This is a genomic window from Alphaproteobacteria bacterium, assembly GCA_015231795.1.
Lineage (GTDB): Bacteria > Pseudomonadota > Alphaproteobacteria > Rhodospirillales > WMHbin7 > WMHbin7.
The window spans coordinates 42,735-65,721 of record JADGAX010000002.1 but is presented as its reverse complement, the minus strand read 5'-3'; the positions used below and the strand labels follow the sequence as shown (position 1 = coordinate 65,721).

Genomic DNA, 22,987 nt, shown 5'->3' with positions numbered 1-22,987 from the left:
ACTTCTCGTTCGAACGGCAGCAGCAATCCTGCTGCTGCTCGGGCTTGATCTGGCATTTCCGCCCGATATGACGCGCTATGAGGAAGCGTCGCAGGTCGTTACGGATGCAAACGGGCAGTTGCTTCGCGCCTTTACGACATCGGACGGCATGTGGCGCCTTGGCACTGATGCCCAGGATGTCGATCCCCGCTATCTTGATTTGCTTATCGCCTTTGAAGACAAGCGCTTTTGGCATCATCCGGGCGTTGACCCGCTAGCGCTGGCCAGGGCGTTTGGTCAATGGATTTCAACCGGCCATGTTGTTTCGGGCGCCTCGACGCTGACCATGCAGGCCGTCCGGCTGCTTGAACCCAGGCCGCGCGGTATAGGGGCCAAGATTGTTGAAATGGTCCGCGCCCTTCAACTCGAACGGCGTTATTCGAAGCAGGAAATTCTTGGCATCTATCTAACCCTGGCCCCCTTCGTCGGCAATGTCGAAGGTGTGAAGGCGGCGACCCTTTCCCTGTTCGGAAAAAATCCCAATCAGCTTACGATCGGTGAGAGCGCCTTGCTGGTGGCTTTGCCGCAATCTCCCGCAGCACGCCATCCGGTCAATCATCCTGAAGCCGCAAGGGCAGGCCGCCAGGAGGTCTTGGATAGGCTGGTCAAACTGGACCGCCTGGACCCCATTGCCGCCAGCGAAGCCGCCGAGGAAAAACTGCCCTCCGCCCGCCAGCCCTTTCCCTTCCTGTCGCCGCATCTTGCGCAAGGTCTGATCGAGCAGAACAAGAGCCGCAAACGGATGGTTTCGACATTGGATGCGAAACTGCAAGCCTTTGCCGAATCATTGATCCGGCGCGAGGCGGAGTGGTTCAACGATCAGGCAAGCATTGCCGCCATTGCTGTTCGCATTCAAGATCGCGCTGTCAAACTATATGTCGGCGGGCATGACTTCTTTGGCTCACAAGGCCAAGTGGACTTGGCCAGGGCGGTGCGCTCGCCGGGCTCTACGCTCAAGCCCTTCATCTACGGCATGGCCTTTGACGAGCTTCTGGCTATGCCGCAAACCCTGATTCAGGATTTGCCAAAGCGGTTTGGCGACTGGTCGCCCAAAAACTTCGACCGCGATTTTCATGGCCGGGTGACTGTTCAGGCCGCCCTGCAGCAATCTCTCAATCTTCCGGCCCTTGCGGTGCTTGATCGGCTGGGGCCTGATCGCTTTGCCGCGCAATTGCGCGCTTCTGGAGCGTCATTGCGCATGCCAGGGGGGCGAGCGTCGGTTGGACTTCCGCTGGCCCTTGGCGGCGCAGGAATGACGTTGCGCGATCTGGTCATGCTGTATGCGGCCCTTGGCGATGGGGGACGCGCCAAGCCATTGCGCTACCAAAGCGATGCGGCGAACGAACCTTCCTTCCCGCTGATGAGCGCTGATGCCGCCTGGACGATTCTGGGCATTCTGGGCGACAGCCCAAGACCGGATGGTATCGCTGATACGGGTATTCTTTCCAGGCGAGTCTCCTACAAGACCGGAACGTCCTATGGCTTTCGCGACGCCTGGGCTGTCGGCGTTTCCAATGGTTATGTCGTGGGCGTCTGGGTTGGTCGTGCCGATGGAACGCCTCGCCCGGGCTTTTATGGACGCCAAGCCGCAGCCCCGATCATGTTCAAACTGTTCGATTTGTTGCCGCAGGAATCCGGGTCCCCTGTGGGTTCGTTTAAGGAAGCCTCGCTGCGTTACGAAACGCCCCAGGCCCTGGCACGTTTCGAAGACGATGAGGACCTGAAGCCGCATATCCTTTACCCTCCCGACAGCGCCCTGATCGAGTTGGCGCGCTTGAAGTCGGGGAGCTTGGGGGCCTTGACCTTGAGGGCTGAAGGCGGAGCGCTGCCATTGCGCTGGCTCGTCAATGGCATCCCCGTCGCATCAGACTCCAGGCTTACGGAGGCCTCATGGCAACCCGATGGGGAAGGCTTCGTTCATGTGGTCGTCATCGACGCCAAGGACCGCATCGATACCGCCTCGGTTCGCTTGAAGTAAAGGAGGTCACTATTACGCCGCTATCACAATTACATAAGTGTTCGCATCTTCATCCTGACCGGCGCGCCATTTCTCCTTTTTGGAAATATGGGATAACTCGGCTTCGTGGCGCAGTGTGTGCACCCCAGGACAGGCTGTCATGCGGGAAAAAGTACGTGGGGCTGTCTCTGAAGATCAAAAAGCGAAGTTATTGCACATTTTGAATTGACATTGTGCAGCCATTGCTCATACTTGGTGGGGAGGTGCCGATGCCGACCTTGCTTAGATTCAATGGCTATGTCCTTCGCATTTATTTCACCGATCATGGCATCCCCCATGTGCATCTGATCGGGGCGGATTGCGATGCGTCCATAGCCATTGAAACGGGTGAAGTCATCGTTGGCAGCGTCCCTGGCGACGCCCACGAAACAGCAAAATCCTACATCGAAGAAAACCGCGAACATCTGCTTTCGCTATGGAGGTCTTGATGTCTAACAAATCCCCTCGGATCATCTCAGCCGAACCGGCTGGCGGTGGCATCATCGCCCTTTCGTGGACCGACGGCACAAGCTGTAATCTTGACCTTTCGGGCAGTCTGCCTCCAGGCGCTCCAGTCATCGAGGATCATGGCTATACGTTGGCCTTTGCGGGCGCGGAGGTCGAATTCAGCAGCCCAGACCTCATCAAGCGAGCGGCCTGGCAGGATGGGCGTTCCCCAACCCCTGAAGCCTTCCGTGCTTGGCGAAAGCGCGTTGGGCTAACCCAGGAGCAGTTAGCCGACATGTTCGACCTAAGCCGCCGAACGATCGGGTATTACGAGGACGGAACCTTGCTCGTTCCGCGCGTTGTCGCCTTAGCCATGCTGGGCTACGAAACCGAGAAAAGCGCTGCCTAGCAGTCTAAATGAGGAGACGAACCGGGGGGGCATCGGAAAAACCTCCGGTCGAGGGACGGCCTTCACCTCTGCGGGCTTTGTTTGGGTTGGTATGAAATATCAATCACATAGGTGTTCGCGTCTTCATCCTGACCGGCGCGCCATTTCTCCGTTTTGGAAAAAAATTCTTCCTTTAAGCGAGACGACCGGCTTCGCCGCGCACCGTCTGATGTAACTGGAGGTCGATGGCCTGACAGGGGCGGCAGGCTTGGCTGTTCGGCCGCATTCGTCGCATGACTTGACGGCAACCAGCTAGTAAGCAAATCTTCCAAGACACTGAAAGGTCATCGCTTCATGAAGGAAGAAATTGCAAAGAGCTTGCAAGCCGGGGAGCGTCTTTATGGCCCCATGACAGATGAAATTACATACCGTATGCGAGCCGGGGAGCGGCTTCAGGCTGCGCGCCTGGCTCTGGGGTACAAGAGCGGGAAAGATTTCGCAGACGCCACGGGGGTTGCAGAAAGCGCCTTATCCGACTGGGAGAAGGGATCGGACTGGGTAAGCCCTTGGTACGTTAGCAAGCTTAGGAAGCTATACGGGATAGATCACAACTGGCTTTACGATGGCTCTTTGGTTGAGTTGCCTGACAGTCTATTTCGGGCAATTCATGGACTGGATAAGGGGAAATGAGCCATAGGTCTCGCTGACTTTGGCCCAGTACATTATTAAGCTGTTTTCGGGGGAAGAATGAGTCTTGAACTGCTAAACACCATCGGGACTTGGTTGGGGCCGATCATCACGGCAGTTGGCTTCATCTTCGTTTGGAACCAGCTAAAACGCGAGCGGGTATCGTTGGAAACTCAGACGGGTTGGCAGGTCTATGGACTTAGCCTCAACATTCAAACACTGTTTATCGACAATCCGGAATTGCGACCTTACTTCCACGATAACGCCCCCATGCCGGAGGCCGAGCCGGGACGCAGCAAGGTGCTCGCTATGGCGGAAATCATTTGCGACCATCTTGAAAGCCTCGTCCTCTCGAAAGAGGCAATGGATGCCGACGTTATGAATGTCTGGGTGCCCTACATGCATGGGCTGTACCGCAAGAGTCCAGCGATACGCGACTTTTTGCGGCATGAAAACGAAGGCTACAGGTATGCCAAGGAATTCACGGATATCATTTCATCAGCAAAGTTAGACTCAAATGGACAAAGCGCGCTCGATTGAAATTAAGCGACTTGCCACAGCGCAAGAAGCGCAACAAGTTGCCAAGTGGATCTATGACGAATGGGCGCGCCACGAGCCGGACATGACATGGGAAAACTGTCTGGCCGGAGTTATGGATGCAGTTCAGCAGGGCGTGACAATTCCGGCATTTTTTGTGGCGCGTGTAAACGCAAAGTTGGTTGGCTGCAGCAGCATTATTGCCAGCGATCTGCCAACACGACCTGAATTAGGGCCGTGGCTTGCCAACGTTCTCGTCTTGCCAGAATACAGAGGTCAAGGGATTGGGGGAGACTTGATAAAGGCTGCGATGTCATATGCGGAACATCTGTCCGAGAGATTATATCTGTATACGCATGACAAAGCAGAGCTTTACGCTAAGCTGGGCTGGAAGCTCCTTGGCAGTGACCACTATGCGGGGAAAGACATCGTTCTGATGGATTTTGTATTTTAAACGCATCTTCCCGCCCTGCGCAGGAAGCATATGAAGAGGATCTGCACACTAGACGGGTCAAGCAGTCCTGAGGGAAGGAATAGATGGGATTCTACGTTGCAATTCTTACTGTCGGTTATGGTTTCTCTGAACTGGGGATTCTGCTGCTGGCGGACTGGCCGTGGAATCTCGGATTGTCCCTGGCGCTCCTGAGCGGCATCGCCTTGCTTTCCTGGGCCTGGGGAGGCATTGGCAGCGACAACAGGGCGTGGGATGTGTTTGCCATAGGCGCCGCCGTTAACCTTGAATTGCTGATCGTTCATTACTTTGGCTGGCTGATTGCGATTGGGGGTAGCGTGGGTTTCATAGCGCTCCTGTTCGGTTTGGGCCTGATTGTCGGCGTCCGCAACGCGAACGCGCCTGTCGAGCTTGAAAGCGTGCCCAAATGGTACCGGCCCTCAACGCCTGAGGCGGCGGCAAAGGTCAAGGCGGCCCTAACAAGGTGGAAGGAAAAACACGCCAAGAAACGGAATGATGTCTAATGCGCCTACCTTGTCATCGCTGACCCATGGCCCCCAATGAAAGCCCGACAATGACTTGGAATCCGATTGAGACAGCCCCGCAAGATGGAACTCGCATCCTCGTTTACGATGCCAATCCGCTGGAAGAGTACGACCGCTACGCCATCGTAAAATGGGATGACATGATCGGAACCTTCGAGAATGCAGACGGCCGCTCAATCTGGCCCACACACTGGATGCCGTTGCCCGCAGCCCCTTCGATTCCATAACCATCCAAAGCAGGAAAGGACGTTGACTTGGGATTCGTCATTCTCTTTGGAACGATTTTCGCGCTGGCGGCATTCTGGCTTGTCTACTCGCTCGCTCACAGCTATTTGCAAGGAGTAATCAATCCTGCGTGGCTTACCCCGAGTTTTTTGGTTCTTCTGATCTTGAATTCATCATTTGCGCTGGTTGGCAAAGGGCCCAGGAAAGAAATTGCCGCACTTACATCATTGCCGTTTGTCTATCTGGCCGCCCTTTACCTGTTCTTTTCGGAACTTGTCCCATACATCCTTGACCCCAACACGGCTACCGGGGGTTGGGCATTTGCACTCTCGGCAATTCCCTCCTTTCTCATTCATTGGATCATGTATCTCGAGCAGAAACTCAAGAAAAGTCGGGACAGTGAAGATCAATCCATTGCGCGTGAGTAATCTTGCTTTCAGAGCCAGACGGCATGGCCGGCCCTGGGATAAAGGACGTCGATGACGATATATCCGCCCTCAGCTTCCATATTTATAGATTTCGAAGCGTCATCCTTTGACGGATATCCTGTTGAGGTGGGGTGGGCCGTAGCTGAACCCGAGACCGGACTCATCACGACAGAGGGTTACATTATCAGGCCGACCCAAGAATGGTTGGACGATGCTGCAAGATGGGATTTGTCGGCGCAGAAGATCCACGGATTGAGCCAGCAGGAACTGATACACCACGGAGAGAGCGTAAAGGTCGTTGCCGATAGGCTGGAGAAGGCGCTGGGGGGACATCTGGAGGTCTATTCGGACAACGTCGCCTATGACGGATTCTGGATGAACCAACTAGCGACTGCTGCTGGGTACAATAACGGACTGGATATCTATCTTTTGCAAGTCGAGGCTTCCCTTCTTGCCCCAGACCGCAAATGGAATTCTCACTTCCATGCCGATCAGAAGAAGTTTTTAGACCTAGCCGCCTTCGAGGCGCAGAAGCTGTCCGCTCCTAATCATCGGGCATCCGCGGATGCGGCATTCTGGGCCGCCAGCTATCTGATTGCCCTGGGATTAACGCCGGTCTTGAAGAGGGGAAAGGGGTGGAGGTAGTGATGCGATGTCCTCAATTGCCTCGTGATGAAGCGCATAGCTCCAAGACAGGCTGAAGTGAAGGCTAGGCATGGTTGATGAGTTCCTGGCAGAGCTGATGAAACACGGGGCGACTTCGTTTGTCAGCAATGCGCCGGTCCAGGTGTTGGCATTAGAAGTGGCCGGGTTTCGAATGCCGGTAACGATCTCAGCTCCTTCCGCATGCCTTCCCTTATCCTGGGTGGTTTCCCTGCGCTCCGCTTATGGCCCCTATGCCGCCGAGGAGATGCACACCCTTCCCGTGCCGGCCTTGCGCCCGGCACTAAAGGCTATGGTCCGTTGGCTGGATGAATGGCTGGTTGCGGCGCAATTGGACAAGTTGGTTTGCATCAACAACTGGCTGCTTTCGACAAACCTATATCCGGCCTGGAACGGCGAAGGCCTTGGCGCTCTCTTGGGTCAGCTGACGCAGGACTATCCGGATCATTTCATTGCCTTCCGCTCCTTAAATTATCGGCATCACGCAGCATTGCTGCGCTCGTTCAAGCAAGCGGGATGGCATCTTCTGCCGTCGCGCCAAGTCTGGTTGGCTTCGCCCCAGGCGCGAGGCGGACTCATGACGCGCGATCGCAAGAACGATGCGCGGCTGCTTAAGAAGACGGCCCTGAAGCGCGCGAGAGCCGATACCTTCTCCGATGCTGATTGGGAACGCGCTGCAAAACTCTATGAGATGCTGTATCTTGAGAAATATTCCCGGCTGAACCCGATTTTCACGCCCGCCTTCCTGCGCTGGGCGTCCCATAGTAGTTTCATGCGTATCGAGGGCTTGCGTGAAGCCCAAGGAAACCTGTTGGGCGTGGTGGGGACCATCGCTTCCGACACGGTCATGACGACCCCGCTGGTTGGTTACGACACAAGTGCCCCGCCTAAACTGGGGCTTTACCGTCTTTTGACGGCGATCGCCTTTGAGGACATGGAGCGTCGCGGCCTATGCTTCAATCTGAGCGCCGGCGTGGGCGGGTTTAAGAAGAATCGGGGCGCCAGGGCCGAGATTGAATACACCGCCTTGTGGTGCCGCCACTTGTCCGCGCGGCGCCAAAGACCCATAAAGGCGCTGGAATTTCTCTTGAATCGGATTGGCCGCCCCTTAATGGAAAGGTATGAACTGTGAGCAACCTGCCCTCGATTGCTGGCTGGCCCAATGGATGGTGGGTGGTTTGTCGCGCGCGTGACCTCAAGGCGCGTCCTTTGGCCGTAACCGTCCATGGAACGCCCATCGTCCTCTTCAGAACAGGACAGTTGGTCGGCGCCTTGGAAGACCGTTGCCCACATCGCATGGTTCCAATGTCGGCAGGGCGCCTTAGGCAAGGCGAGTTGGAATGTCCGTATCACGGCTGGCGGTACGATGCTTCAGGATGCTGCATGGCTATCCCCGGTATGGTGGATGAGACGCCAGACCATCCGGCACGCAGGCTTGCCTGTGCAAGCGTGCGGGAACGAAATGGATTGATCTGGGTAACCAAAGATCCTGCATCGGCAGGCGAATCTTATCTGGGGCCACTTTCAGAGCGGAAAGGCCACTTCTCGGTTATCTGGAAAACCGTAACAGCGGGAAACCTGGCCGATGTGGCCGAGAATTTTCTCGACGGATTCCATACACATTTTGTGCATGCCGGATTGATCCGAAGGGAAGGAGCTAGGCGTCAGGTAGCGGCCCGCATATTGCGGACGCGGGATCGGGCCGAAATTGAATATGTGGGTGAGGGCAAACAAAGCGGCATCATTTCTCAGTGGTTCGAGCGGGAACGGGCCAGCAGTTTCGCTCGTTTCATTCTGCCCGGTGTCGCTGAACTGGAATATACTTCCCTTGATCGCACCGAACTGACCATAACCGCCTACTTCACCCCAGCCATGGACGACCGCTTCCTGGTTCATGCCGTGGTGGCGCTCAAGGGAGGTCCGGTAGCGGGACGTCTCAAACACTTGGCGCTGGCTCCTTTCTTCGCACTGGCGCTTTGGCAGGATCAAAGAATCGTCCGTCTGCAACGCGAAACCATCCGCCGTTGGGGAAAGCCGAAATTCGTTTCAACACGCATGGATGTTATGCGTCCGCATATGGAGCGGCTGCTGAAGGACGGACCGCAGTCAGAGCAGGACGTCCGGCACGAGACGACGCTGCTCCTTTAGTCCAGCACTTCGCCGTTCCATTCGGTGTCGACGGTCGTGGCGGCCAGGGGCGAGCAGCGATAACGTGCCGCCAGGGCCAATCCCTCGGCCAGAGCCAACCATTGGGTCAAGACAGGCCCCAAATCTCCCGGACGGCCCACGACATCCTGAGCGCGGCGCCAATCACCAATCGCAGAGATCATGCGTCCTGCCGCAAGCGCGCGCGGCAAACCGATCAGCAGCATGGCCAGCCCCACCATGGGAGGCGGCCCACCGGAAGGGCGCGCCTCTCGGTTGCCCAGAAAGGCGTCGGGCAAACCGTCTTGCGGCCTGAACAGATGAACGCCGCTGGTCGCGCGCGGATTGCATTCGATGACATGCCAGCGCCCATCATGCGCTCGGATTATGTCGAAGGCGAACTGCCCGTTCAAGGCATGACGCTCGGCGAAGCGTGCCGAGAAGGCTTCCGCTTCGGGCAGGTTGACAGGTTCGAACAAAATGCCTGATCCCTTGCCGACTCTGTGCGCCGGACGGTAGGCGGCAAAGGCGGTCATCCGCCCTTGGTTGGCAACGCCATAGGTGCAAAACTCCTCGCCCGCCACGAAGCGTTGGCAGGCCCAGGGGACCACGGTGCTGGGTTGGACCTGCGATAGGGCGTGACTATCGGGGCGGATCAGAGCGCGGCTGGCAAAACGCGAATAGGAGGGCTTTAGCACCACATCGCCGCCCAGCCGTTCAAGGGCGGCTTCCAACTCCTGGCGGTTTTCTGCCCGGTAAGTTTCGGGAACATTGACGCCCAAACCGCCCGCGACCTCGGGCAGGCGTGCCTTGTCATGCAGGCGAGCCATGGTCTTGAAATCATGGCAGGCGACGGCACAAAATTTTTCAAGACGATCCTTGTGCCTTGCGATGAAAAAGGCCTCCTCGCAGGTTGGCAGAAGCAGGTCCGCCTTTTCAAAACGGATCAGCTCTGCCAGCCGATCCACGAAGGCGCGATGGTCGTCTCTTGCCCAAGGCAGCCTGTGATGGCGGTCAAAGGCCTTGGACAGGCGGCTGATCGGCCAGCGAAGGCGGTCGGCCCCAACGACGCGCCAGCCGGCAGCCGCGAACAGGCGCGCCAGATCAAGGGCCGCTGGCGCCCTGGTTCCGGTGATGATGACCGTTCGCGCGCTCATTGCGCTTCTTCCCTAAATGAAAACTCACGCACAATTCTGCGCAACTTGACGGCGTGGTTCTCAATCGGAATGAAGGGAACTGCTTGAATTTGGCCTGGCTCGGCGCCAATCCGCCTGATTGCCTCGGACAACTTGTTGGCGGCATTTCTTGCCTGCTCATCCGGGACTTGGCCTTCCAAGGCAAAAGTAAGGAGTTTGCGCGAATGTTGCTGGACGCGAAAGTCGCTGGCGGCTGGCGCGGCATCCAGCAAGGTGGCGCGCACATCGTCGGGAAACAGCAAAGCCATCCCTCCTCCTTGCGTTGGAAAAGCCAGGATGTCGTCGCGTCTTCCTTCGATCCTGGCGATCGCCTGCAAGGGCGAACCGCAGGGGCACGGCGTGGGGCTGGCGATCAGGATGTCGTTCATCCGGTAGCGGACCATTGCCTGGCTGCGGCGCGTGAAATCGGTAATCAAGGGGGTGAAGGCACGACGCTCTTTATCGATCCATTGCTTCTCGATCAGCACATAATCCTCGTTCAAGTGCATCGTTCCAAGGCGGCAAGTGATACCCAGGAAACCTTCCGTGCATTGATAGATTTGATGCACCGGCCTTCCCCAGGTATTGCCGATGGCTTCTTCCTCACTTTTATCGAGGACTTCGGCTGCCGAAAAGGCGCGTTCGGGATGAATGCTCCATTTCTGACAGGCCATCAGGCCCAAAACATGCGCAGGGGCAATCAGCAATGTCGGTTGATATGCTTCTAGGGCCTCACGATGGCAGGCCAGACCTTGCGATAAGTCGAAGAAGCGAAAGGCCAAGCGCCCGCTCTTTTGCGTCGCCTTATACAGTTTGCTGTTGGCGGCCAGCATCAGAGCTGCCCGGTGGCGCTTCAGCAATCCTCCGGGCGGTAGAGCCTTGGCCAGCATGATGCCTGCCCAGAGTTTCCGCTCGCACTCGTTGACCAGGAAGACACCCCGGTTGCCGCTGGTTCCCGACGACATGCCGATCATGTAGCCCCTGGGGGAGACCCCTTGCTTGGCTTGGCGCAAGGCTTCGTCGAAGGAAAGGCCAAGAACGTTTAGGTTCTGAAAATTGTCCTGGACGAACTTCTTGTCGGCGATCGGGAATGCATCCAACGGTGCGTTGGCCAAGTTGCGGTAAAGCGGCAGGCGCGCAAGTACCTTCTGGCGGAACGCCCGCATTTTTTGCTCCTGCCATACCTCCAGACTGTGACGATCCCTGAATGACCGGAGCAGTCGTGCCGTCAGGAAGTGTCCAAGAATGGCCGGGCTAAAATCCATGGACTATATCCTTGGATCGTGCGTGGGCACGATAACGCCGTCTCTGGTCGTTTCGGCCCAAGCGCGCAGCCGGTACAAGTTTTCAACGTAAGCCTTACGGTCATGATGAACCCGCATGGCCAGCGGATGGGGAAGTATGCCGTCAAACAGGCTCTTGTGCCGCCAAACGGCGTCGGCGGCGAACAAGATGCGTTGCCCAGTTTCATTTGCGACTTCCAGTCCCAGCTGCCCCGGCACATGACCAGGAAAGGAAATCAGGCGCAGATCCTCGCCCCCGGCCCGTAGAAGGCGAACGTTCGGAAATAGTGAGTCCTCGCCTGCCTCCAGGGTTTCCACGAATGTCGTGCGGAATTCGAAATCATCGGGCACTAGGTCAGGAAGAAAACCTCGCCGAAGAGCGGCAATGCCGGATTTCCCCTTTACCCACTCCCAGGCCATTTTCGAGCAGATGAAGCGGGCCTTTGGGAAATCGCGCAAGCCTCCAATATGGTCGGGGTGGAAGTGCGAAATGATAATGGTTTCCACGTCGTTTGGACAAATGTCCATGCCTTCAAGCGTGACGACAGCGTCCGCCCCCACGGTGATCGGCAGTAGGCTTGCGTAAAGAAAGAAGGGAAAACGCTCCATAGCGCGCGCGACATGACGCGAATAGCCGGTATCGAACAGGATCGTGCCACCCTGTGCTGGGCGGATCAGTCCGAAGCTGGCAGGAAAGCGGGTAACGCGCCAGCCGTCGCACCGCCTAGCCGCGACTTCCAAGTTAGCGCAATGGCCAGCCTTCAATATGTCAATTCTGGCCATATTGCTCATTCCACCATTGGCCAAACGCGGCCAGCCCATCCTCCAGGCTTTGCCGTGGCGTCCACGCCAGATCCCTTTTTGCCGCGGTGATATCCAGTGTCTGGTCGCAGCCCAGCAGGCCCAGGGAATAGGCCGTGACGGAGGGTTCCCATCCGCCCGTGAGGCGGGAAATTCCCTCGGCCAGTCGTGCGGCAGAAAGAGCTGCCTTGCGGGGAACGGGGTACAAGCATGCCCGTACCCCCATAGCCTCCAGCGCCGATTTCAACAGGTGCCTGACAGACACCGGGGAACCGTTGCTGATGTTGTAGATGCGTCCGGATACTCCCTTAGCGGTCGCGGCGCACAGAAGGGCATCGACAACATTAGCAACGCAAGTCACGTCAACCATGGCCTTCCCGCCCTCGGGCAGGGGCACAATTCCCCGTCTGGCAACTCTTGCCAGGCGCGGAGCCAGGGCACTGTCCCAAGGCCCGAAAATCCCGCGCGGGCGCAGGATGACCGTGTCAAGGCCATTGGCCGCAGCCTTCATGACCAAATCCTCACCCCTGCGTTTGCTGGCGGCATAGGCGTTGACTGGAACAGCGGGAAGCGGATCGCCTTCTTGTATGTTCCGTCTGGGGGTGAAGTCGAAATAGACCGAACTGCTGGAGACGAAAATCACGCGCCGCACGTTTGCCCGTCTGGCCGCCGCAAGGACATTCGCCGTACCCAACACATTGGCGGTTTCGAATAAATGCGCCGCCCCCCACTGCGATGAAAGGGCCGCGCAGTGAAAGACAGTCTCGTGCCCTTGCATGGCTTCCGCCATCCGATCGGCTTGCTCGATGTCAATAGGATGAAAGCGAACGCCCATCCGCTCCATAGCCGCGCCAACTTGCCGGTTTCGCCCAACCCCCGTAACTAGGCTCCCCTCCGCCGACAATCTTTGGCAAAGGTTGCGGCCCAAACAGCCCGTCGCTCCGGTAACAAAGGCTTTCATCAATACCTCAGCGCCATGCCGCCCAGCGTAATGCCGGCCGCGGTACCGACCAGAAGGGCGATGTCGCCGCGTTTCAAACGTCCTTGTTCGATGGCGTGGTGCAAGGCAACGGGCATGGAGGCCGAGACTTGATTTCCCACCTCGGCGTAGATGTCGACGATTTTGTCTTTGGGCACCCGGGACAGGCGGCGCAGGTGATCGAGAGCTGTGGCGCTTGCCTGATGTGGGACGATTGCCGAGACATCCGCCAGGGTGATGTTGGCGGTGGCCATGAGTTTCCTGATGAATTTCGGGAAATGTTTGGCGGCTAGCTTGTAGGCGCCAATGCCGTCCATTTGAAAAACGGCCCCTTTGCGCACAGCTTCAAAGTCACGACGCACATCAATCAAAGTGCCGCCAGCCCGCAACTCGCAGGTGCGGGCCCCTTCCGACCATGCTTCAAACAACGCCGAAAGAATCTGCGACTCGCCGCTTGTGTCTTGCTCGAGAAGAACGGCAGCGGCGCCATCGCCAAAATTCCCGCAGACTTCTAGCTTTTCCCAATCAAGGGCCTGCGACGGTTTTTCGCTTGAGACAACAAGCACCCGCCGGTAACGCCCCATGGATAGGGGATAAGATATGACGTCGAGTGCCGATAAAAAGCTAAGACAGGTGGCGTTCACGTCGAGGACGGGCGTTCCCTTGTCGGCCAATCCCAACTGGCGCTGGATCAGAATGCCCTGGGTGGGAATCCATTGTTCCATGACGGCGCTGGCGGAGACGATCAGATCCAGATCATCCGCCACCCAATTGGCGGCGGCCAAAGCCTTCCTTGCCGCCTGAACGGCCATTTCGCTGGTCAGCATGTCGCCTGCGAAATGCCGGGATCGAATGCCCAGACGCTTTTCGCAGGTGCCTTGTTTTAGTTTTGCCCATCGATCGACGTCTTCCGAGGATACGGGCGCACCGGGCAGGTAGGCTGCCGTCGCGACAATGCGAATGCCAAGTGGAGAAGAGGGAGAACCAATTGCCATCATCTAGTCCTTAAGAACGCTTAGGCAGGCTTGGGTAATGGTGTCTTCATATTGAGAGAGGGGAGGCTTGACCCTTCCGTAGACCACCCCCACTGCGGGCTGCAGAACAAGCCCAAGAACCAAGGTCGCTGCAAGCCCCGGCGGCCGCGCAGCGATTTCGCCCAGTTCCATCGCGTCGGCAAGCATTTTCTGGACAACCTCCACTGGATTGCCTTCGTCATTCTCGATCAGCGGCAGGGCCTGATGTTGAGCCAACATCAAGAAACGGAACAGCAGGGGCTGCTCGTCGAAGAACCGGCAGAATATTGATACGACAGCCGTCATCTTAGCTGGAAAGCTGGCATGGCACTTCTGGCCGTCCGTCAACCGCTGAGCAAACGCCTTGTAATTCGTCGAGAACAGGTCCCAAACGAGCGCGTCCTTTGATTCGTAATGGCGGTAGAGCGTCCCCTCGGCGATACAAGCGGCCTGAGCCAATTCGCGGACGGTGGTCTCCGCGACACCCTTCTCGGCAAATAGCCTAAGGGCTTCCCGGTGGAGTCTCTGACGCGTTGCCTTGCCGTCTCTCATTCTGTCCGCGCAATGCAAGTGAACGTTCACTCACAAATAATGTAAATCCACAGAGTTGTCAATGGGCGCTTGAAATAAGGAAATCAGTAAGATGCCGCTATCACAATCACATAAGTGTTCGCATCTTCATCCTGAGCGGCGCGCCATTTCCCCTTTTGGAAAAGAGGGCTGTCCCAGTCTGCCATCGAATTTGACGGCTCACCGACAGCATTGACCAGACAAAGGGCACTGGCGGTTGAGGTTTTCTACTCCCCGCATTTCAGCCGGTAACCGACGCCAGGGTCGGTAACCAGCCGCTTGGGGTTGGCCGGATCGTCTTCCAGCTTTTGGCGCAATTGGTTTACATAGACGCGAAGATAGGCCGTGTCTTCGACATGGGCCGGTCCCCAGACTTCCTTCAAGATCAGCCTATGGGTCAGCACATGGTCGGGATGGCGAGCCAGAAAGGCCAGCAGAGCCCATTCCCGCTTCGACAGGTGAATCTCGGTCTCGCCGTTGGATAAGATGTGCCGGGTCAGATCAATGCGCAACGGGCCGCAGGCGATCACCTCGCCGCCATCCTTGGCGGTTTGCTTGGGGCGCAAGAGGGCGCGGATGCGGGCCATCAGCTCGGCAACGCCGAAAGGCTTGACCACATAGTCGTTGGCGCCGCGATCGAGTGCCTCGACCTTGTCGGCTTCTCCGGCGCGCACCGACAGCACGATCAGCGGCATGCTGTGCGATTGGCGAATGGTGGTGATGACGTCCTGGCCGTCCATATCGGGCAAGCCAAGATCAAGCACGATCAGATCCGGCTGGGCGGCCAACGCTGTATCAATTCCCTTGGCTCCGGTTTCGGCCTCGAGCACTTCATAGCCTGCGGCTCCCATCGAGATGCGCAGGAACTTGCGAATTTGAGCCTCGTCGTCGATGACAAGAATCTTGGCGTCCATGTCCTAGCGCCCCTCCTGACTGGGAGGCAGGTCCACCTCGGGCGGCAGCGGCAAATGGATGACAATTGAGGCGCCGGTGCCGAACAGGCCTGGCTCGACCCTGATGGAGCCGCCATGCGCCTCGACGATGCCGCGGCAGATGGCCAGCCCCAGGCCGGTGCCCGCCATCTGGTTGTCGGCGGCCTGCACGCGATAGAACATGTCGAACACCTTCTCGCGGTCTTCTTCCGGAATGCCGGGACCCTGATCGGTGACCTCGATGGCGATATGCTCGGCCGTCTGATGCGCCCAGATCTTGATCGGCGTCTTGGCCGGGGCGTATTTGCAGGCGTTGTCCAGAAGGTTGAAGAAGACCTGCTCCATCAGAACGGCGTCGATGCACAACAGAGGCATGTCGGGATCAATCTCGATTTTAATGCTGTGGTTGCGCGCCATCGGCTTGGCGCGTTCGACCGCCGCTCCCACGATGTCGGCCAATTCGGCCCAGTCGGTTCTGGGCTTAAGACCGCCGCTGCCCAGCTTGGTCATGTCGAGCAAATTCTGAACGAACCTGTTCAGCCGCTCGGCCTCGTCCAGAATGGTCTGCGCCAGTTCGTGGCGCGACGCGTCGTCGAGCGACTTGCCATAGCTGATCATGCTGCTTGCCGATCCCATGATCGACACCAGCGGCGTGCGCAGATCGTGCGAGAGCGAGGACAGCAGGGCGGAGCGCAACCGCTCGCGCTCGGTGGAGACCTTGGCCGCTTCGATATCGGCGACTAAAGTGGTGCGCTCGATGGCCACCGCCGCTTGGCCGGTCAGAGTCTCCAGCAGACGCATCTGTTCTGGCGAGGGCAGATCGGCGCTTTCGGCCATCTGCACGCCCAGCACGCCGATGGGCGATCTGGCGGTCTGCATGGGCAGGAACAGCCAAAGCGCCGCCGGAAGGGTCGCTGTTCCGCGTCCGGCCGGCTTGCCATGCACCCAGGCCCATTCGGCAGCACCCGCCGATTTGTCGTCCAAAGCGTCTTCGGGCGGATATCCGGCGGCGATGGCTAGGCCATTTTCACCCGGCAGCAGGATCAGCGACTTGCCGTGGATGATGGCGGCGACATGATGCACCACCGCCCACAACACTTCCTCTTGCGTCAGCGCCGCCGTCACCTTGCGTTCGAATTCGTACAGATTGGCCGTGCGCTTGGCGCTTTTGCGAGACGAGTCGACTTGCGCCCTCAACCGGCTGGCCAGATTGGAAACGATGACGGCGGCGAACAGGAAGAACAAGACGGTCAGGATGTTCTGCGGATCGGCGATGGTCAAGGTGAAGCGCGGTTCGGTGAAAAAGAAATTGAAGGCGAAGAAGCCTGCGAAGGAAACGAGGATGGCTGGTTTCAGGCCAAAGCGGATGGCGGCCAGAAGAACGATGACCAGGTAGACCACCGACACATTTGTTACCGGCATCCAGCGCTGGATGACATAGCCGATCCCGGTCGCTCCGACCACCATGAGCAGCGCCGCCGCCATGCCCAGCCAGTCGGACGGCAGCAATGGCTTGATCGAAAAACGCCAGAAGGGCTTATCCTCTTCCTCATGCCCGACGACCAGAATATTGATGTCGCCGCATTTCTCGATCAAACGGTCGGCGGCCGACTTGCCTTGCCAGAAACGGCGCTTCGGGCGGCCGACGACGATCTGCGTGACATTGCGTTCGCGAGCCAGTGTCAGCACTTCATCCACCACATCGTCGCCTTGCAAAACCAGCGTCTCGCCGCCCAATTGCTCGGCCAAGCGCATGGCCTGGGCGATGCGGTCCTTTTCTTCTTCCGACAAGGCATAGGCGCGGGTCGTTTCCACCGTCACCGCCATCCAGGCAGCGCCTCGGCGTTCGGCGGTTCGTTTGGCAACCCTAAGCAGGCGATCGGCATCGACCCGCTCGCCAATGCAGGCCAGAATGCGTTCGCGGGCGGGCCAGGGGCCTTCGATGGCGTGCGCCCGCATGTAATCGACCATCTGCTGGTCCACTCGTTCGGCGGCATGGCGCAGCGCCATTTCTCGCAGCGCCGTCAGGTTGCCGGGCGAGAAGAAATTATGCACGGCGCGCCTGGCCTGTTCGGGCACATAAACCTTGCCTTCGTGCAGGCGCTTAATCAAATCTTCCGCCGGCAAGTCGATCAGTTCGATCTCGTCGGCCCCGCTAAGAACGGCATCAGGAACGGTTTCGCGCACCTTGACGCCCGAGATGCGCTCGACGACATCGTTCAAGGAATCGAGATGCTGAATGTTGAGCGTGCTGTAGACGTCGATCCCGCCAGTCAGGATTTCTTCGACATCCTGCCAGCGCTTGACATGCCGGGCGCCTGGAACATTGGTATGCGCCAATTCGTCGACCAGGACGATCTTGGGCTTGCGGACCAGGATGGCGTCAAGATCCATTTCCTTGAAATCGTGACCGCGATATTCCAGGGCGCGGGGCGGCAGAACTTCCAGCCCCTCCAGCAAGGCCAGGGTTTCGCGCCGCCCGTGGGTTTCGACCACGCCCGCCACCACGTCGACGCCTTCGCGCTTGCGCTCATGCGCCGTTTCCAACATGGCGAAGGTCTTGCCGACGCCGGGGGCGGCGCCCAGAAATATCTTCAAACGCCCGCGCCCCTCGCGCTTGACTTCGGCGAGAAGGGCGTCTGGAGACGGACGATAGTCGTTGTCACTCATAACGTATGTTCACTTCATCGGCCACCGTTCGTCCAGGGCCTTGTTGAGGGTTTTGGCGTCGATTTTGTCATGGTCATGGGCGAATTGGCTAAGAAAGTCGCGGATGGCGAGCGGTGGGACGTGGCGGGCGCTGGCGATGCTTTTTGCCTGCACGAAGGCTGTCGAAAGCAGTATTTTGCGCTCGCCGGGATAGAGGTGGAAGTATCCTGGCGGGTCAGCTTGCGATGCTGGCTGCGACTCCCTTTTAGCAATGAGTGGATGAGCTAGCCAGACGAAGAAGGCCACGGCGCCCGCAATGGCCAGCATATTCAGCCAAGAGAGCGTGTTGCTGTTCGGCTTGTTCATGTCGGCCTCACTTCTTGATTGGCCATTTTTCGTCGAGCGCCAGATTGAGCTTGAGGACATTGACGGTCGGCTCGCCCAGCAAGCCCAGGGTGCGCCCCTCGGTCAGGCCTTCAACCAGCTTGCGCAAGTCCAAAACAGCCACGCGCCTTGCCGCTGCCACCCGCTTGATCTGCGCTTGCGCTGCTGCCGGGGAAATATGCGGATCAAGCCCGCTGGCCGAGGCGGTGACCAGATCGGCGGGAACCGGCCCCGTCTCGCCGGGATTGGCCTTCCTGAAGGCCACAACACGCTCGGCCACCGTCTCGGCCAGGGCCTTGGCAGAAGGGGGTAGATTACTGCCGCCCGAAGCCGCGGCGTTATAGGGCGCTTCGGCGGTCGCCGAAGGACGGCCCCAGAAATAGCCGGGTTTCGTGAAATTCTGACCGATCAAGTCCGAGCCGATCACTTGGCCGTTCCTTTCGATCAGGCTGCCCGCCGCCTGCCTTGGAAACAGGGCCTGGGCGGCGCCGGTGACGGCGAGAGGATAGGCCAGGCCGGTGACAGCGGTCAGCACGAGCAGGATGACCAGAACGGGGCGAAGTTCCTTCAACATGTTCATTCTCCGTTAGGCAAGGCCAAGGAAGGTAACGGCCAGATCGACCAGCTTGATGCCTGCAAACGGCATGACCAGACCGCCCAGGCCATAAACCAGCAGATTGCGACGCAGAAGCGCCTCGGCCCCCACCGGTCGGTAAGCTACGCCCTTCAGGGCCAGGGGGATCAAAGCCACGATGATCAGTGCATTGAAGATGATGGCCGACAGAATGGCCGATTGCGGGCTGGCCAGATGCATGACGTTCATCGCTTGCAATTGCGGATAGGCGGTCAGGAACAAGGCCGGGATGATGGCGAAATATTTCGCCACATCGTTGGCGATCGAGAAGGTGGTGAGCGCGCCTCGACTGATCAGCATCTGCTTGCCGATCATCACGATCTCGATCAACTTGGTGGGATCGCTTTCCAGATCCACCATATTGCCCGCCTCGCGTGCCGCCTGCGTGCCGGTATTCATCGCCACGCCGACATCGGCCTGGGCCAGCGCCGGGGCGTCGTTCGATCCGTCGCCGCACATGGCGACCAGGCGTCCGCCCGCCTGATACTGGCGGATCAGTTCCAGCTTCTTCTCGGGCGTCGCCTCGGCCAGAAAATCATCGACGCCCGCCTCGGCGGCGATGGCGGCGGCGGTCAGCGGATTGTCGCCGGTGATCATGACGGTGCGAATACCCATGGTGCGCAAGGTGGCGAAACGCTCGCGGATGCCGGGTTTTACGATGTCCTTCAGATGCACCACGCCCAGATGCCACCCGTCCCTGGCCACCACCAAGGGCGTTCCGCCGGATTTGGCGACCTTTTCGACCAAGCTCACCAAATCCCTGGGCGCGCCGCCCAGCGTCGATCCGGCGAGTTCGGCGACATAGGCCTGGATGGCGTCCCAAGCTCCTTTACGAATCTGCGAACCTTCAAAGTCGATGCCCGACATGCGGGTTTGGGCGGTGAAGGGAATGATGCCGATATCGGCTCCTTGCGGTGCCTTGAAGCCGAAATGATTGACCGCCAGCGCCACGATGGATTTGCCCTCGGGCGTATCGTCGGCCAACGAAGCCAGAAAGGCCGCCTGGGCCAGCTCGCGCTCGCCGACGCCGGGGGCAGGCAGGAATTCACTGGCCTGCCTGGCTCCCCAGGTGATGGTGCCGGTTTTATCCAACAACAAGACATCAATGTCGCCTGCCGCCTCGACCGCGCGGCCAGACTTGGCGATGACATTGAACTTGACCAGCCGGTCCATGCCCGCGATGCCGATGGCCGACAGCAAGCCGCCGATGGTGGTGGGGATCAAGGTCACGAACAAGGCGGTCAGGAAAACGATGGGAATTACCGTACCAGACCACGAGGCGAAGGCGGGCAAGGTGGCGACGACGATCAGGAAGATCAGCGTCATGCCGACCAAAAGGATATTGAGCGCAATCTCGTTGGGCGTCTTCTGGCGCTTGGCTCCCTCGACCAGGGCGATCATGCGATCCAAGAAGGTTTCGCCGGGATTGGCGGTGATGCGCACGACGATACGATCCGAAACGACGCGCGTGCCGCCGGTCACGGCCGAACGGTCGCCGCCCGATTCTCGGATGACGGGGGCGGATTCGCCGGTGATGGCGCTTTCGTCCACCATGGCGATTCCCGCCACCACATCGCCGTCGCCGGGGATGACGTCGCCCGCTTGGCAAGCCACCAGATCGCCCGCCTTCAACTGGCTGGCGGGAATCGTGGCCGCCCTCGTCGATTCGACGCTGTCGATCTTGTGCGCCTGGGCTTCCGTTTTGCTGCGGCGCAGGCTGGCCGCCTGGGCCTTGCCGCGACCTTCAGCCACCGCTTCGGCGAAATTGGCGAACAGCACGGTGATCCACAGCCAGATAGACACCTGAACCATGACGCCTGCAAAGGAAGTTCCTTCCATGGCGTCACGGGCAGACAGCAGAGTGGACAGCACGGCCACCACGGCGGTGGTAAACATCACCGGATTGCGGGCCAGGAGACGGAGATCGAGCTTTAAAACCGAATCCTTGGCTGCCCGGATCAGGATAGCCCGATCGAACAGGGCACGCGATTTGGGACGATGGACGGTCATGGAATGCTCCTAGAACAAGGTGCCAGCGGTCAGCGACAGATGCTCGACGACGGGGCCAAGGGCGAGAACCGGGAAATAGGTCAACCCGCCAACGACCAGGACAACACCGGTCAAGAGTCCGATGAACAACAGGCCATGGGTGGGAAAGGTGCCCACCGAGGGCGGCGCCGCCTTCTTGGCCGCCAGTGCGCCCGCGATCGCCAGCACGGGGATGACGAAGGCAAATCGTCCGATCAGCATCGAAAAGGCCAGCGCCGAGTTAAAGAAAGGCGTGTTGCCCGAGAGGCCGCCGAAGGCCGAGCCGTTGTTGTTGCCCGCTGACAGGAAGGCGTAAAGCAGTTCCGAAAGTCCATGCGGGCCGGGGGCGGCGACGCTGGTTAAAGCCATCGGCAGAACCATGGCTAGCGCCCCCGCGCCCAGGACGGCGATGGGGGTGGCCAATATGGCGATGACGGCCAGTTTCATCTCGCGGGCCTCGATCTTTTTGCCCAGATATTCCGGCGTGCGGCCAACCATCAGGCCTGCGATGAACAAGGCGATAAGGACGAAGACGATCATGCCGTAAAGACCTGATCCAACGCCGCCAACCACCACCTCGCCCAGCGACATGTTGATCAGGGGAACAAGGCCGCCCAGCGGCATGAAGCTGTCATGCATGGCGATTACCGCGCCGCAGGAGGTGGCGGTGGTGATGGCGGCGAACAAGGCGGACGCCACGATGCCGAAGCGCACTTCCTTGCCTTCCATATTGCCCATGTTCTGAAGGCCAAGCTGGGTCAGAACAGGATTGCCCTGCGCCTCCGCCCAGATGGCGATGACGACGCCTGTAATGAACAGAACGCCCATCGCGGCCAACAATGCCCAGCCTTGGCGCTGATCCTTGACCATGCGGCCAAAGCTGTTGGTCAATCCCGCTCCCAGCACGAAGATGCACACCATATGGATCAGGTTAGCCAGCGCCGAGGGGTTCTCGAACGGATGCGCCGCGTTGGCGTTGAAGAAACCGCCGCCGTTGGTGCCCAAATGCTTGATCATCATCTGGCTGGCCACCGGACCCTGAGCGATGATTTGCTTAACGCCCTCCAGCGTCATGACTTCGCGATAAGCGTTAAAATTCTGCGGCACCCCCAGCCAGACCAGCAACAGCGCGCCCACGAAGCAGATGGGCAGCAGCAAATAGAGCGTGATGCGCACCAGATCGACATAGAAATTGCCGACCGTGGCGGATTCGCGTCTGGCGAATCCACGGATGACGGCGGCGGCGGCGGCGATGCCCGCAGCAGCCGACAGGAAGTTCTGCACGGTGAAGCCCGCCATCTGAACCAGATAGCTGATGCTGCTTTCGCCGCCGTAATTCTGCCAGTTGGTGTTGGTGACGAAGCTGACTGCCGTATTGAAGGCGAGGTCGGGCGGCACGGCGGCCATGCCCGCAGGATTGAGCGGCAACCAGCCTTGCAAACGCTGCAAGCCGTAAAGCAGCAAGACGCCAGCCAGATGGAAGATCAGGAAGGCGCTGGCATAGGCGCTCCAATGCTGTTCGCGTTGCGGGTCTATGCCCGCCAGCCGGTAAAGCCCGCGCTCGACAGGCCCCAGCAACCGCGACAGCAAGACAGGCTGGCCATCGAACAGGCGCGCCATATAGCCACCCGCCAAGGGGGTCAGCCCCACGATCAGAGCAATGAAGAAAATGACCAGCAAAAGGCCGTAGGCGTCCATGACAGGCTCCTAGAACCGCTCGGGATGAATGAGGACATAGACGAGATAGGCCGCCAACCCGATGACCGAGGCGAGACCCAACGCCACATCCAGCGAAAGTCCGTAAGACATGGCCGTCTCCTAGATGTTCCGGCAGGCGCGCAATAAAAGGCCAAGGAGCGCGAAGGCGCCAAGGGCGGCGGCAATGAAAACGGCATCGAACATGGGGGTGCTCCGGTCAACTCTTAAAACCGGATCTATCCTCGCGCCGGAAGGCATAAGGGTTCCATATGGATTTTGCGCAGGCTTTT

General features: G+C 58.9%; 25 protein-coding genes. 12 read left to right on the top strand and 13 right to left on the bottom strand.

Features of this window, described 5'->3' with window-relative positions; genetic code table 11:
- Positions 1–67 precede the first annotated feature (67 nt).
- From pbpC to HQL44_04510, 12 genes are all read left to right on the top strand, one after another.
- Complete coding sequence (gene pbpC / locus HQL44_04565) at positions 68–2,017, top strand: penicillin-binding protein 1C (GenBank protein MBF0267843.1); 1,950 nt, start codon at positions 68–70, stop codon at positions 2,015–2,017.
- A gap of 248 nt (positions 2,018–2,265) precedes the next feature.
- The gene (locus HQL44_04560) at positions 2,266–2,484 is read left to right on the top strand and encodes a DUF4160 domain-containing protein (protein MBF0267842.1); all 219 of its coding nucleotides are present in this window, start codon (positions 2,266–2,268) and stop codon (positions 2,482–2,484) included.
- On the top strand, positions 2,484–2,891 hold the full coding sequence (locus HQL44_04555; GenBank protein MBF0267841.1) for a helix-turn-helix domain-containing protein: 408 nt from the start codon (positions 2,484–2,486) through the stop codon (positions 2,889–2,891). Before HQL44_04560 ends, HQL44_04555 begins: the two co-directional genes overlap by 1 nt.
- A 333-nt stretch (positions 2,892–3,224) precedes the next feature.
- On the top strand, positions 3,225–3,560 hold the full coding sequence (locus HQL44_04550; GenBank protein ID MBF0267840.1) for a helix-turn-helix transcriptional regulator: 336 nt from the start codon (positions 3,225–3,227) through the stop codon (positions 3,558–3,560).
- A 57-nt stretch (positions 3,561–3,617) separates the two neighbouring features.
- Positions 3,618–4,097, top strand: coding sequence for a hypothetical protein (locus HQL44_04545; GenBank protein MBF0267839.1), 480 nt, complete (start codon positions 3,618–3,620; stop codon positions 4,095–4,097).
- Positions 4,075–4,548, top strand: a complete 474-nt coding sequence (locus HQL44_04540; GenBank protein MBF0267838.1) for a GNAT family N-acetyltransferase — start codon at positions 4,075–4,077, stop codon at positions 4,546–4,548. Before HQL44_04545 ends, HQL44_04540 begins: the two co-directional genes overlap by 23 nt.
- 83 nt (positions 4,549–4,631) lie before the next feature.
- Positions 4,632–5,069 carry a hypothetical protein gene (locus HQL44_04535; protein MBF0267837.1) on the top strand — a complete coding sequence of 146 codons (438 nt, stop codon included), beginning with the start codon at positions 4,632–4,634 and terminating at the stop codon, positions 5,067–5,069.
- A 26-nt stretch (positions 5,070–5,095) separates the two neighbouring features.
- The gene (locus tag HQL44_04530) at positions 5,096–5,317 is read left to right on the top strand and encodes a DUF551 domain-containing protein (GenBank protein MBF0267836.1); all 222 of its coding nucleotides are present in this window, start codon (positions 5,096–5,098) and stop codon (positions 5,315–5,317) included.
- A gap of 27 nt (positions 5,318–5,344) precedes the next feature.
- On the top strand, positions 5,345–5,743 hold the full coding sequence (locus HQL44_04525) for a hypothetical protein (GenBank protein MBF0267835.1): 399 nt from the start codon (positions 5,345–5,347) through the stop codon (positions 5,741–5,743).
- A 51-nt stretch (positions 5,744–5,794) separates the two neighbouring features.
- The gene (locus HQL44_04520; GenBank protein MBF0267834.1) at positions 5,795–6,388 is read left to right on the top strand and encodes a hypothetical protein; all 594 of its coding nucleotides are present in this window, start codon (positions 5,795–5,797) and stop codon (positions 6,386–6,388) included.
- Positions 6,389–6,458: 70 nt separating this feature from the next.
- Entirely contained in the window at positions 6,459–7,538 is a 1,080-nt protein-coding gene (locus HQL44_04515; protein MBF0267833.1) for a GNAT family N-acetyltransferase, read from the top strand.
- Entirely contained in the window at positions 7,535–8,554 is a 1,020-nt protein-coding gene (locus HQL44_04510; protein ID MBF0267832.1) for a Rieske 2Fe-2S domain-containing protein, read from the top strand. The genes HQL44_04515 and HQL44_04510 overlap by 4 nt, the downstream gene beginning before the upstream one ends.
- Here the strand turns inward: HQL44_04510 and HQL44_04505 are convergent.
- From HQL44_04505 to kdpF, 13 genes are all read right to left on the bottom strand, one after another.
- Positions 8,551–9,708 (bottom strand): ATP-grasp domain-containing protein, encoded by a 1,158-nt coding sequence (locus tag HQL44_04505; GenBank protein ID MBF0267831.1) that lies wholly within the window; start codon positions 9,706–9,708, stop codon positions 8,551–8,553. The genes HQL44_04510 and HQL44_04505 overlap by 4 nt on opposite strands.
- Entirely contained in the window at positions 9,705–10,991 is a 1,287-nt protein-coding gene (locus tag HQL44_04500; GenBank protein MBF0267830.1) for a hypothetical protein, read from the bottom strand. Before HQL44_04500 ends, HQL44_04505 begins: the two co-directional genes overlap by 4 nt.
- Before the next feature lie 3 nt (positions 10,992–10,994).
- Positions 10,995–11,792 carry an MBL fold metallo-hydrolase gene (locus tag HQL44_04495; protein ID MBF0267829.1) on the bottom strand — a complete coding sequence of 266 codons (798 nt, stop codon included), beginning with the start codon at positions 11,790–11,792 and terminating at the stop codon, positions 10,995–10,997.
- A complete protein-coding gene (locus HQL44_04490) occupies positions 11,779–12,771 on the bottom strand; it encodes an NAD(P)-dependent oxidoreductase (GenBank protein MBF0267828.1) in 993 nt (330 codons plus the stop codon). Before HQL44_04490 ends, HQL44_04495 begins: the two co-directional genes overlap by 14 nt.
- The gene (locus HQL44_04485; GenBank protein MBF0267827.1) at positions 12,771–13,616 is read right to left on the bottom strand and encodes a ketoacyl-ACP synthase III; all 846 of its coding nucleotides are present in this window, start codon (positions 13,614–13,616) and stop codon (positions 12,771–12,773) included. Before HQL44_04485 ends, HQL44_04490 begins: the two co-directional genes overlap by 1 nt.
- A 171-nt stretch (positions 13,617–13,787) precedes the next feature.
- Positions 13,788–14,354, bottom strand: a complete 567-nt coding sequence (locus HQL44_04480) for a TetR/AcrR family transcriptional regulator (protein ID MBF0267826.1) — start codon at positions 14,352–14,354, stop codon at positions 13,788–13,790.
- A gap of 245 nt (positions 14,355–14,599) precedes the next feature.
- A complete protein-coding gene (locus HQL44_04475) occupies positions 14,600–15,286 on the bottom strand; it encodes a response regulator transcription factor (GenBank protein MBF0267825.1) in 687 nt (228 codons plus the stop codon).
- Positions 15,287–15,289: 3 nt separating this feature from the next.
- Positions 15,290–17,974, bottom strand: a complete 2,685-nt coding sequence (locus HQL44_04470; GenBank protein MBF0267824.1) for a sensor histidine kinase KdpD — start codon at positions 17,972–17,974, stop codon at positions 15,290–15,292.
- Between the two features lie 9 nt (positions 17,975–17,983).
- Positions 17,984–18,319 (bottom strand): hypothetical protein, encoded by a 336-nt coding sequence (locus tag HQL44_04465; GenBank protein MBF0267823.1) that lies wholly within the window; start codon positions 18,317–18,319, stop codon positions 17,984–17,986.
- 7 nt (positions 18,320–18,326) lie between these two features.
- Positions 18,327–18,911, bottom strand: coding sequence for a potassium-transporting ATPase subunit KdpC (gene kdpC, locus HQL44_04460; protein ID MBF0267822.1), 585 nt, complete (start codon positions 18,909–18,911; stop codon positions 18,327–18,329).
- Positions 18,912–18,923: 12 nt separating this feature from the next.
- Positions 18,924–20,981, bottom strand: a complete 2,058-nt coding sequence (gene kdpB / locus HQL44_04455) for a potassium-transporting ATPase subunit KdpB (protein MBF0267821.1) — start codon at positions 20,979–20,981, stop codon at positions 18,924–18,926.
- Positions 20,982–20,990: 9 nt separating this feature from the next.
- On the bottom strand, positions 20,991–22,697 hold the full coding sequence (gene kdpA / locus HQL44_04450; protein MBF0267820.1) for a potassium-transporting ATPase subunit KdpA: 1,707 nt from the start codon (positions 22,695–22,697) through the stop codon (positions 20,991–20,993).
- 9 nt (positions 22,698–22,706) lie between these two features.
- Positions 22,707–22,808 carry a K(+)-transporting ATPase subunit F gene (gene kdpF, locus HQL44_04445; protein MBF0267819.1) on the bottom strand — a complete coding sequence of 34 codons (102 nt, stop codon included), beginning with the start codon at positions 22,806–22,808 and terminating at the stop codon, positions 22,707–22,709.
- Positions 22,809–22,987 lie beyond the last annotated feature (179 nt).